At 44.0% G+C, this 11,328-nt stretch carries 10 protein-coding genes; 7 read left to right on the forward strand and 3 right to left on the reverse strand.

The features are described 5' to 3' along the window. The first annotated feature begins 671 nt into the window (after positions 1-671). Together BW716_RS09180 and BW716_RS09185 are read left to right on the forward strand one after the other, a co-directional pair. Positions 672-869, forward strand: a complete 198-nt coding sequence (locus BW716_RS09180; RefSeq protein WP_083722239.1) for a hypothetical protein — start codon at positions 672-674, stop codon at positions 867-869. A 19-nt stretch (positions 870-888) separates the two neighbouring features. Beyond that, entirely contained in the window at positions 889-1,755 is an 867-nt protein-coding gene (locus BW716_RS09185; RefSeq protein WP_083722240.1) for a cupin-like domain-containing protein, read from the forward strand. On the opposite strand, the gene BW716_RS09190 is transcribed toward BW716_RS09185, so the two are convergent. Together BW716_RS09190 and BW716_RS09195 are read right to left on the reverse strand one after the other, a co-directional pair. Next, on the reverse strand, positions 1,742-2,443 hold the full coding sequence (locus tag BW716_RS09190; protein WP_083722241.1) for a response regulator transcription factor: 702 nt from the start codon (positions 2,441-2,443) through the stop codon (positions 1,742-1,744). The two genes, BW716_RS09185 and BW716_RS09190, sit on opposite strands and share 14 nt — an antisense overlap. A 13-nt stretch (positions 2,444-2,456) precedes the next feature. Continuing rightward, positions 2,457-3,956, reverse strand: coding sequence for a sensor histidine kinase KdpD (locus tag BW716_RS09195; protein WP_083722242.1), 1,500 nt, complete (start codon positions 3,954-3,956; stop codon positions 2,457-2,459). 563 nt (positions 3,957-4,519) lie between these two features. On the opposite strand from BW716_RS09195, the gene BW716_RS36695 reads away from it, so the two are divergent. The 5 genes from BW716_RS36695 to BW716_RS09215 all read left to right on the forward strand — a co-directional run bounded on the left by BW716_RS36695 (position 4,520) and on the right by BW716_RS09215 (position 10,484). Then, positions 4,520-4,687 (forward strand): hypothetical protein, encoded by a 168-nt coding sequence (locus BW716_RS36695; protein ID WP_179091057.1) that lies wholly within the window; start codon positions 4,520-4,522, stop codon positions 4,685-4,687. Between the two features lie 82 nt (positions 4,688-4,769). Further along, entirely contained in the window at positions 4,770-5,021 is a 252-nt protein-coding gene (locus BW716_RS09200; RefSeq protein WP_083722243.1) for a hypothetical protein, read from the forward strand. A gap of 284 nt (positions 5,022-5,305) precedes the next feature. Continuing rightward, entirely contained in the window at positions 5,306-6,736 is a 1,431-nt protein-coding gene (locus BW716_RS09205; protein WP_083722244.1) for an NAD(P)/FAD-dependent oxidoreductase, read from the forward strand. A gap of 143 nt (positions 6,737-6,879) precedes the next feature. Next, the gene (locus BW716_RS09210) at positions 6,880-9,477 is read left to right on the forward strand and encodes a T9SS type A sorting domain-containing protein (RefSeq protein ID WP_083722245.1); all 2,598 of its coding nucleotides are present in this window, start codon (positions 6,880-6,882) and stop codon (positions 9,475-9,477) included. Positions 9,478-9,629: 152 nt separating this feature from the next. After that, positions 9,630-10,484, forward strand: coding sequence for a polysaccharide lyase (locus BW716_RS09215; RefSeq protein WP_083722246.1), 855 nt, complete (start codon positions 9,630-9,632; stop codon positions 10,482-10,484). A 78-nt stretch (positions 10,485-10,562) separates the two neighbouring features. On the opposite strand, the gene BW716_RS09220 is transcribed toward BW716_RS09215, so the two are convergent. Continuing rightward, on the reverse strand, positions 10,563-11,309 hold the full coding sequence (locus BW716_RS09220) for a tetratricopeptide repeat protein (RefSeq protein ID WP_083722247.1): 747 nt from the start codon (positions 11,307-11,309) through the stop codon (positions 10,563-10,565). Positions 11,310-11,328: the final 19 nt, after the last annotated feature.

Here is an 11,328-nt window from a genome sequence, read left to right on the forward strand (position 1 = left end):
ATGCAGGCTCATTGGGCGTTGTTAACATTTGTTAATGACAGGAAAGTGTGATGCAAAATTCATGATACTGCTGTATCTTTTCCTACGAAATCGGTTAAGTTTAAGGGCGCACCGCAAAACAGCACTAAACAGCACTATCAACATTTTATTCCACAAACATATGCCGTCAATAGTATTGCATTATGTTATCATTGCGAGCATTACAATTGTTTTTGTATTAGTAAACAAAATCTATGGCCACAAAGGCAAGGTGAGCAAAGAGAGACATCAGACAACAGTGTACCACTACAGCAGCAGAAAAGCGACGCATTGATAACCCTCATTTAAAAACACAAAAGAATTACTGCGAAAGGGAGTTTTCGCAATCGTGGTTTCCTGTACCATATTGAAGATCCTTCCCTTTCTTTTTAGTCTACAAAATTTATGGACTATTTTTTGGAAATTAGGTTAGCTCCCGTTAAATTTGTTCTTACCACCACCTGATACAGTCCACCACTGTTCAAGCAAATTCAGTTTTATTATTCACCCTGGAAATAATTGATCCTTTACCGGACATGGTATTGCTATGCATATACTACCTGGTCAGGGTCCAAAAATCAACCTTCTGTTCTCTGTTGTTAGGTCTGTAGGGATGTGTCAGCAGCCTTGCAGACCTTTTAAATCGAAAAGTCATGAAACTGAACTTATGCAGACAGTATGCGGCCTCATTTGCATCCCTGGGTGTCATCGCGGTGATTACCGCATTTACCATATCGGTGAGTGTAGAACAACATCAGTTAAATAACCAGCAGGATGCCCCTGCCATTAAGGTAGTGGTAGCCAATGCTGATTCCTTATCAAAGATCGTCTGTATCGATACCAGGCACTAAATAAAAGACAAGTACACATATGCATCTGAAACCTGTAAACATAGTCAGCGGCTATAGCCGGGAACAATTCACTTCCGAATTTGTAACACCCGGCATACCAGCGTTGATTAAGGACTTTATTTTACCGGAGAGCCAGGAAATATTGACAAAATGGAACTATGATTATTTTAAGAAAGAAGCCGGTGATACATTGGTTGCAGTGCATGAAAAAGAGAATGCGCACCTGGACAAGGCCACCAGTCAGGCTGGGAATACAATGAAGTTTGGGGATTACCTCGATCTGATAGCCGCCGCACCTACTGAAAGCCGGTTATTTCTTTTCAACCTGCTGCGCGAAAGACCGGATATCCGGAAGGAGCTGCAGGTACGAAAGCTGGCAGACAATCTGCTGACCTGGTTGCCGTTCCTGTTCTTTGGTGGTGAGGGATCATCTGTGCGATACCATTACGATATCGATATGTCGCATGTATTTCTCACACAATTGCATGGTGTAAAACGGGTATGGCTTTTCCCGAACGATCAGGCAAACCTGTTATATCGTTTACCCTGGAACTTTCATGGACTGGCGGACCTGCGGCAGCCTGATTATGAAAAATATCCAGGTTTGCGCCTGTTAGACGGATATGAGTGTAAGCTGGGTGTGGGAGATACGATCTTTATTCCTTCAGGGTACTGGCATTATATACAGTATGAAACGGCAGGATATTCTGTGGCTTACAGGGCACTGCCGGTATCGCTAACCAAACGGGCCATCGGTGTGAGGAACATCTTTATTACCCGCCGTTTTGACGATGCGATGCGCAAGCTGCTGGGCAAAAGGTGGTTTGAATATAAAACGCAAACAGCCTATAACCGAGCTAACAGGGCGATCGCTATTTCACATTAAATACGAAACCAATACCATATACATTCTTGATACTGATATTAATATTATGTTGGAAATACTTTCTAAAACGTGAAATGAATACGTCGAGGCTACGGCCTACAAAGTAGTCGTTGGAGCCCCATACTTTAGTGAGGATCTCTTCCCGCTTCAATACACGGTTTACATTGTTAAAGAACAATACCAGCAAATCGCACTCTCTTGGAGTGAGAATGATCTCTTCTCCCTGCTCCGTCACCAGCTTCAGTGAATCTACAAAGAGGTGGGTCGTCCCTATATTGATCACACTCTGTTGAGCTGGTTCTGCGCTCACAACAGGTTGCTTTCTCTTGATGATGTTACGGATGCGCAGTACCAGTTCATCTACATCAAAGGGTTTGACGACATAATCATCTGCACCTATCTTCAATCCGCTCAGCCGGTCATTCTTGTCCCCTCTTGCCGTTAGGAAAAGGAAGGGGACATGATTGTTGAGCCTAATGATCTGTTCCGCCAGTTCGAATCCATTCAATCCGGGGAGGTTTACATCTATGAGGAGAATGTGATAGGCATTGGGCGATTTCTCAAACAGGTCCAGGGCGGTCCGGCCATTTTGTTGCCAGTCCACATCAAAATCCATTAATTCCAGGTATTGTTTTACAACGTTTCCGAGGTCTGCTTCATCCTCTACTAACAGAATTTTGTGTTTCATCCCCTTACAATTTTCACTTAGGTATAATGATTACAAATGTACTTCCCATGCCAGGCTCGCTGTCCACTTTTACTGTCCATTGGTGAGCATCTATGCATTGCTTTACATAATGCAGGCCAAGTCCCAAACCCTTGGCATTTTGCGTCAGATCTTTCTGATTTCGGTAGAACTTGTCAAAGATATAACGGATTGTTTCTTTATCCATACCAATTCCATTATCACTGATCGAGATCTGTATATCAGTTTCTGTTTCCATGGTGGAGACCTGTATATGTTTTACCACCTGCAGGTTATATTTCACTGCGTTATCGAGGAGATTGAGCAGCAGGGTGGTAAAATGAAAACTGTCTGCATCGACTATAATTGTTTCCGGGCCAGGGATAAAAGACAGTTGAAGGTTGTCTGAAGGGAACTTGATACTAAAGTCGGTGAGTATCTCACTGATCAGCACATTCAAGTCTTCAGGGCCTTTCTGTACGTATAAATTATCGATGGTAGCAATGTCCAGCACCTGGCCGATCAGTAGCTTCAATCGTTGCGATTGCCGCTCTATGATGTCGGAGAGGGAGCGGATAGCGGTTTTATTTTCCAGCACCCGTTCGTTCTGAATGTTCTTATTGGCCACCATGATGGCGGAGAGTGGTGTATGGAACTCATGGGTGATATTGTTGATGAAATCTGTTTTTACATCGGCAATATGCTTCTGTTTGATCCAGTTGCGGAGTGTGATGAAGAACAGGATGATGATAGCCAATACCGAGAGCAGGCTCATGGTGAGGATGCCCTGCATTTGCTTGAACACTACCTGCCGGCGGTTGTATGGATCGGCGTAGAGTGAAAAACTAATGGCGTAAGTATACGGTTTTGGATCAGATACAAAGAGACCAATGATCTGACTTTGCTCATCGGGGTTAGCCAGGTCGCCGAATATTTTAATCCCTTTGGGTGTCTGAATAGCATCGTCTATGAGCGGGTATTTTTTTCGTTTGTCATAGATGTTTACGTATTTCAGATCAGCGAACTGCAGGTCAATGCGAGATACAACAAGCAAGTACCTGAGTGAATCGTGAATGCCTTCTTTGAGTTTGATATCTCTCAGCAGTTCATCTGCATTTTGTTTGTTGATGAGAGTATTGAAAACATTCCGGAGCATTATCTGGGATGTGCGATTGAAGCGGGCGGTATCACCAGCTTTGTAAAGTTTTTCGAGTTCGTGGTATTGCGGTGTTAACAGGCCATCAATAATATCTTTTCCACCTGGAAAGACGTGGTCGTTGATGATAGCTTTTGTATAACGTTCATTGATACGTCCTTTCTTTTCATAGTAGAATCTTCTGTTTAGCAGATCATAGGTATTGTATACTAACATGATCTGGACTATTGCCAATACAATGAAACAGATGACTGAAGAAGTGATGTAAACCTTAACCGGATGCCTCATGTAATAATTCCTGAAAGACAAATATATTCTTTCAATCGCCAGTTTAAACCCCAACCGCGTTTTTCTGTTCATATTTAAATATCGGGAATTTAAATTTCATTTACAATTCGTTTGAAATTCATTGACAACTTTTAATGAAAGGTATCGGTAATTTAGCGATACATAGTTTAAACGTTATTGATAGAGGCGGTGTCCTCTCCTTTGTGCTAAAATTTACCACGATACAAGTATTCTGAAGTTTAGATTGCATGCTGCAAGCCAGGCCGAGAACCAGGTCTCAACAGGTTTTTCATTCTTATTAGCCCCCTGGTATGCATGTAGTTTTTGTTATCCCCCGACCTTCTGTGTGTTGCCTCTGGCAATACACAGAAGGTCGGATTCAAACCTGGCAGATTTTGCCTCCGGCAAAATCTGCCAGGTTTTGGGGTACTTAATTTAAGTAAGGAGACCATTGGAATACTTTGTAGACATAAGTCCTAACCCACCCACCCCTGACGGAGTCAGGAAGCTTCATTTGTTATATTATGATTGTCAACTAGTTAATATTATTTGACCCTGTCCTTCGCAAGCTGGCAAACCTTTTGATTTACCTTAAGTGTTCTTCTATTACTCACCCATTAAAATGCGAAGTCGACATGGCAAAAAAACAAAATGAAGGAACAAAGCATGAAAGTGGAAAGAAAGTGAAGCACCCCAGTCAGGCTGAAGCCATTGGCCTGACCACCAACAAGGAAAAAACCAGGGGACCCCATCCTACCGGCGTGGCGAAAAAAGCGGGACATCGTGTGGCCAATCATGGTTAGCTTTCTTATATCTGATCTTACAGCATTTGTACCCCACTGTTGCGACCTATTGTCGCAATATCACAACTAATTTTTGTTTGTTATGGTAAAGAATACAATTACAGTATATATAGAGGGTCGGTCCTATCAAATTGTGATCAGTGTAAATGAAGCACGTCATGAAACCACCTATGAAGTAATCACAAGTGGTAACATTCTGAAAGATTTTATGCCGGATAATATGGATTGGCAGGAAGACAGTATGGCAATGCCGGCAGATAGGATCAGAATGGTGGAGAGTGAGCAGATCGCGCGAATTATCTGGACTGATATCCTTGATATGATGGAACGATAAAGTGCCCCAGGTAATAGAATAAAATGAGGTCGTATCTTAAGTAAGATACGGCCTCATTTTATTCGGATACCTAATGGAGATAGATAGTCCTTTAAGCACTTCTGAGGAGTTTATTTATTTTTGATACACTCTCATTATTTTTATTAAAATAATGGACGTTGGAAATGCTGCGTTATTTATTGAGGCCGTATAGTAGTGATGCATTTACGTAATTTTGGATAAGGTAGATAAAAGGTATACATTGTCTGAAAGCACCATCGAAGCGGGGCAATATTAATAACAATATGAACAAACAGGCATATGATGCAATCGTAGTAGGTGCAGGCCCCAACGGCCTGGCGGCAGCTATCACCCTGCAACAACAGGGTATACAGGTATTGCTGCTGGAAGGTCGTGATACCATTGGGGGCGGTCTCCGTTCCAAAGAACTCACCTTGCCTGGTTTTGTACATGACGTATGCTCTGCCATTCATCCTTTAGCAGCAGGATCTCCGTTTTTTCGGACCCTTCCACTGGCAGATTATGGACTGAAATTCCTGCAACCTGAAGTGGCCGCTGCACACCCATTTGACGATGGTACCGCAGCTGTATTAAATCGCTCACTGGATGAGACAGCAAAAGGACTCGGTATAGACGAACATAAATATCATCAACTCATGGACCCGGTAGTGAGGGATTGGCCAGCATTGGCACCTGCGTTACTGGGTCCATTGGCGTTTCCAAAGCATCCCGGTGCTATGGCGCGTTTTGGGCTGAAAGCGTTATTGCCAGCCAAAACCCTAGCGAACAGATTTCAGGGAAAGGCGGCCAGAGGCTTATTTGCCGGAATGGCGGCACATGCTATTCAGCCATTGACCAACCTCACGACAGCGGCTATAGGAATGGTCTTATTGGCCAATGGTCACCTGCAGGGATGGCCTGCACCACAAGGTGGCTCACAAGCCATCGCCGATGCACTGGCAGCTTACTTCGAATCTATTGGCGGCGAGATACAGACAAATACTTATGTACGCTCATTAAATGACCTGCCTCCTGCCCGCACTATATTGTTGGATGTAACACCCAAACAATTACTGGAAATAGCTGGCGACAAAATAAAAGGACTATACAAATACCAATTGCAACGCTACCGCTACGGTATGGGCGTATTCAAAATAGACTGGGCATTGGATGGTCCGATCCCTTTTGTCAATGAACATTGCCGCAAAGCTGGTACCCTGCATCTGGGCAATACACTGGAAGAGATCACTGCCAATGAACAACTCACTTCAAAAGGACATCATCCTGACAACCCTTTTGTACTGCTGGCACAGCAAAGCATCTTCGACCCAACCCGTGCTCCTGAAGGCAAACATACTGCCTGGGCCTATTGCCATGTTCCCCATGGTTCTATAGTAGACATGACTGCGCAGATCGAAAATCAGGTAGAGCGTTTTGCCCCCGGTTTCCGTGATCGCATCATTGGCAGGCATACCATGAACACCCGGCAAATGGAAGACTACAATCCTAACTACATTGGTGGCGATATCAACGGTGGAATATTAGATATTACACAACTATATACAAGACCTGCTATCAGACTCTCTCCCTATAGCACCCCTGCAAAAGGTATTTATGTTTGTTCCTCTGCAACCCCTCCCGGTGGCGGCGTTCACGGCATGTGTGGCTACCACGCTGCAAAGAAATCCCTGAAAGACATCTTTAATATCTATTAACAATCCATTTGAAATCCATTGACAGGTTTGTAACCGACCTGTGCTTATTTTTATATAGAATCGTGTTGACCTGACACTGCAGACCAAAATCAAAAGACACATTTTTAGAGCGCACTTTATTAACTAAACGCATAACGCCCTTTATGATGACCCGTAATTTTACAAAGCTATCTTTGTTCGCTGTATGCCTATGCAGTAGTCTTGGCGCCCTTGCCCAGACAGACCTTACCGCAAATGCTGGTACCGTCACTGTTCAGTATAACAACGATGACAACGCAAAGGAAAACTATCAGAGCATCACTGACAATGATGTAAACACCAAGTACTATACTGCCCACACAGACATCTGGATACAGTATCAGTCGGCCTATTCAGCCATTTTGAGCCAATACTCCGTTTCTTCTGCCAATGATGCATCGACAAGAGATCCTAAGGATTGGGTGCTCTTAGGTTCCAATGACGGCAGTAACTGGGTAACACTGGATAGTCAGACTGCACAAACATTTGCAGCCCGCTATCAGACTAACACTTATACGGTATCCGGTACTGCTGCTTACCTTTATTTTCGCTTGCACATCACTGCCAGCAATGGCGCTGGCGCCATTCAGTTTTCAGAATGGAGACTGTCCGGATCAGCTGCAGGACCTGCTGCACCCACTCAACTCACCGCCAGCATTTCAGGATACAATGCATACCTGAGCTGGTCGGATAATTCTACGAATGAAACAGGCTTTATCATTTCCAGTTCTATTGATGGGGTTACTTTCAATACGCTGGATACTGTAGCGGCAAATGTGCATCACTATGCCGATAGCGGTCTGAGTGTAGGTACGGCTTACATTTACCATGTGAGAGCTATCAACACAGTCGGTGTATCTGCTATCGCAAAATCAGGTGTAGTAAGAACTGCTGCTGCACCTTATGCCATTGATCTGACTGATTATGTAAATGGCAAAGTTTCAGACCAGTTCAATACCACTGGTGGAGAAGGTATTGCAAAAACTGTTGACAACAGCATCTATACCAAATACCTCGCATACAATCCAACTACCTGGGTTATATATCATCTGGCTAATCCCGGTGTTGCTACACAGTATGCCATTACCTCCGGTAATGATGCGGATGGCAGAGACCCTAAAAACTGGGTGTTTGAAGGTTCTAACGACAGTACCACGTGGGTAACACTGCATAGTGAAACAAATCAGGTATTCACAGGCAGACAAAAAAAGAGAACCTTTGTATTCTCCAACACGACTGCTTATACATACTACCGTTTAAACATTACTGCGAATAATGGCGATGATTTGATTCAGTTCTCAGAATTGGAAATCTATGGTACTGGTAGTGGTTCTCTCCCTACAGGTGCACCTGCGGCGCCTTCGGACTTAGTCACCACAAGCGTTTCCGGCAACCAGATTATTCTGGACTGGTCTGATAATGCAACGACTGAAACCAGTTATCGCTTAGAGCGGTCTGCTGATAGCAGCAACTGGGATTTTTCAAAAGTATTAAATCCAAACTCTACTCATTTCTATTCACTGGAATTGTCTCCGTTCACTACTTACTATTATCGGGTGAGAGCAGAAAACAGCGCTGGCAATTCTGCATGGGTATATGCGAGTGATACCACTTTGACAAATGCGCCACCTGCTACCTGGAAGGAGCATTGGTTTGAGCACAGAGAGCTATTATCATTGGTGTATAGCAATAGCAGCATCAATATGTACTATGATAGTGCTGTACCACGCACGGTGACCTGGATGAATGATGATATGACAAAGGTGTGGGATTATGTAAAATCAAATTACGGCACCTTTAGTGATCCGAAATTAAACATGGTATATCATAGTGTGAGTGGGTTCTCCGGTGGTCATCCGGCTACTGTATTTGATAGTTCACACGATTATCGCAACGTCGCTGATCTGGGTGGTGACTGGACCACGAGAAGTGATTGGAACCTTGGTGCATCTATACATGAGGTTGGGCATATCGTAGAAGGTGGTAGCAAGGGTGTCATGAATTCACCTGCATTTGCAATATGGCATGATAGTAAATGGATGGAGATTTTCATTTATGATGTGGAAAAGAGATTGGGTTGGAATGATGATGCACAGGGCACTTACAACGATGTAATTGGTGGTGTGGAGAACTATCCTAAGCCAGGTACGCATTGGTTCAGAGACTGGTTCTATCCTATTTATTCCCGTTCTGATTCCAGTGCTGCACTGAACAGATATTTTACATTATTGTCTGAATATTTCCCTCAGCATAATGGAGAGTATACCCGTGATCTGAATCTTGGTGAGTTTGTGCATTTTTGGAGTGGTGCTGTGAAATATAGTCTGAAGAAACAGGCAGATACTGCATTTAAGTGGGATGATGAACTGGAAATGCAGTTTAAGCAGGCACAGATCGATTTTCCATTTACTTATCCTGACGAACCGGTAGTACCTGATACAACTACCATTGATACAGTAAAAGTGCCTACCTGCCATGTATGGCCAAATCCAGCTTCAGGGTATGTGAATGTATCCCTGCCGGGTAAGGTAGCGAAGTATGTAGTATCATTATATGGTATTAATGGTGTAAAGCATATTTCGCGCATAGCGCAGGGGAATAGTATTAGTCTGAATGTGAGTGGATTGCCGGGAGGCCTATATATAGTTACAGTGGCAGATGAGCGGCAGCGGGTAGTATCAAGACAAAAAATAATTGTAAGTAACGGACGTTCTTCCAAATAGCCGCTCGTTATTTAAGCCGGCCGCACGGCTCTACAATCCAAAAGCGTTTGCCTTCGGCAAGCGCTTTTTTTTATAATATGAATGGTACTTCCGTCCTTTCTACACGACATCCCTCCTGAAAAACCATTTATTCCCTCTTTAAACCAAATTACATGACATCAAAACTCGGCGTATTTGCTTTCTACGCCCTCATCTTATGCTGCGCTTGCAGTAAGGAGGCAGCTTCACCTCCACTCCTCGCATCTGCCTCAGCCCTACAAACGACTGCTGTCGGTTCAGCAATAAACAGCAGCTGGTCAGTAAACTGGAACAACTATGCCGATGGTACTTACGCCAGCTCCTCAGCAGCCTCCGACTTCGGCAACATCACCGGCTGGGTCGATAGCCGTTGCTGGATCTCCAACGGTAACTGCCGCATTAAACTCCTGGCCAATGCGCTCTCCGGCGCCGGCGGCGTTATCGGCAATGTCGACATTTCGGACGGCTCTGCCTATGAAGTAGACTATGACATTCGTTTTCATAGTCAGTTCGAATGGTCCAGAGGTGGTAAGCTGGGCTTCGGTTTTTCTATCGGCGATGGCAATACCGGCGGTGACCCGGGATGGGATGGCAATGGTGGCAGTGCACGCCTCATGTGGTATCAAACCGATGCCGGCCGCGTGTTCTTCCAACCCTATCTCTACTTCAAAGACCAATCAGGCACCTATGGAGAAACTTTCGGTAAATCGTACCCTTCTTCAGGCAGCCTCAATAAAGGACAATGGTATCATGTACACCTGTATGTAAAAAGCAATACCGGTAGTAACACAGATGGTCACGTTCAATACGTGATCGACAATACGATCGTATTAGACAAAGATATCCGCTGGACAACCAATGACAGCAAACGCCTGATCAAAGGATTGACCTTCCACACCTTCAGGGGTGGTAGTGAAGACTATTGGGAAGCTTCAGCAGATGGATACATCTACTATGATAATCTTGTAGTGCACAAGATCAGCAGTTGACAAGCAGTTCGATAAGTATAGTCACAGACACTCCTGGCAAAGCAGTATCGCATTACTGTGGCGCCGGGAGTTGTTGGTTTATAGACCTGCCATTTCCCGCTTGGCGAGTCGTAACCACTGAGCATTCATCCTGCGTACATATCTTGGATGCAGGTGAAACTCATCTTTAATAGTCTGAAACTGTTGCAACGCTTCTTTGTTCCTGTTTTGATTTTTGAGAAATAGGCCATAGTGATACATGGCATCGATAGAGTGATGTACACGAATCACTTTCTTATACACCTCTTCAGCAGGTGGTAGCATACCTGTGGCTTCCAGCGCCCGTGCATACATCAGTTCATCTTCCTGTTTGATCAGGTTCGCATTTGTCTGTGCAAATGCTTTTTCCATGTAGACAATACTGTCCGCAAAGCGCTGATCAAAGAAATAAAAGCGTCCCAGCTGTTGTAAAATGCCTAAATCTTTAGGAAAGCTTTTCCGGCATTCTTCTGCCAGTGAAATGGCTTTGTCATATTGTTGCTGGTCAGCGTAGGCGGCTGCCAGTCCCATTTTGTTAGCAACGGTATCAGATATCCTGAGACGGTGTTCCCACTCTCTGATAGCGGCTTTTGGGAAAAATACCCGTTGTAGGTTAGGTAAGAACTCTCCCCTGTTGATTTCTGGTAATATTTCACGGACAAAGTAGATGATACATCCGATCATTGGTAAGAGGATCAGGAGATAGATATAGTCCCTTTTGCCTGTTTTAAGACAATGGATAATACAAACAATCTGTAAAATAATAATCAGGTAATAGGAGTCGTTCCAGAAGCCAAAAATGTTCATGGTGTAAAAATAAAAAAAT

Source organism: [Flexibacter] sp. ATCC 35208, from assembly GCF_001975825.1.
In the GTDB taxonomy this organism is placed as follows: Bacteria; Bacteroidota; Bacteroidia; order Chitinophagales; family Chitinophagaceae; genus Chitinophaga.